This window comes from Pantoea sp. ANP04, from assembly GCF_041982285.1.
Classification (GTDB): Bacteria; Pseudomonadota; Gammaproteobacteria; order Enterobacterales; family Enterobacteriaceae; genus Pantoea; species Pantoea eucalypti.
In genome coordinates, this window is sequence record NZ_JAUTYS010000051.1 from 1 (window position 1) to 734 (window position 734).

The window sequence follows — 734 nt, forward strand, 5'->3', positions numbered from 1 at the left end:
CCATGAACATCTGCAACGCATCGGAATTGATCCTCGTTCTGCGCAGCAGACCCATTGGCCTGCCGTCTACCGGCGTGTCGGCGGTTACGAGGCGAGCAAGCTGGAGGCGCATTTTGCGACCCTGGAGCTCATCTCCGCCAAGGGCGGAGAGCTGACCGTTGTCCACCCCGCGACAGTGTGTGGCCACAGCCGCACGGGGCATATTCTCGACGGCCAGCCGCTGGTGGCGCTGATACGCAACCTGGTGCAGGGAAAGCTCACGGCCGTGCCCGGTACCGCCAGGCACTGGCTGCCACTGGTCACCGTGGACTACCTGGTGGAGCTGATGACGGCGAGTGCTTTTGATCCGGCCATGGCGGGCCAGGACCTGCTGGCGCTGGATGCGCAAACGCCCAACTTGCGAGAAATGTTGGTGCAGGTGGCACAACCTTTGGGCTTGAAGTCTCCCAAGCATCACGTTTCGCTCCGACTGCTGAAGTGGCTACTGAGCATTCCTCCCGTTGCCCGGTTTATGAATACAAAACCCGAAGCCTTGGACTTTATCCAGACCACTCGTTTTGATACCGCGGCCGTCGAGCAATTTGCCAGCAGGCATGGCATAGCCAAACCGGATATACGTCAGTCGTTGCAGCACACTGCAACCTTCGTCAACGCTCTTTGCCTCGCCAAGAGCCAGGCCGGCTGACTGTCCCTTCGGGGCGACACCGGCTGGAGGAGCTTTCCTCGGCTCAGTG

General features: G+C 60.8%; 1 protein-coding gene. It reads left to right on the top strand.

Annotated elements, in window-relative coordinates; translation table 11 throughout:
* The coding region (locus tag Q7C21_RS22245) for an SDR family oxidoreductase (protein ID WP_375151123.1) at positions 1 to 685 on the top strand (685 nt) is incomplete at its 5' end.
* Positions 686 to 734 lie beyond the last annotated feature (49 nt).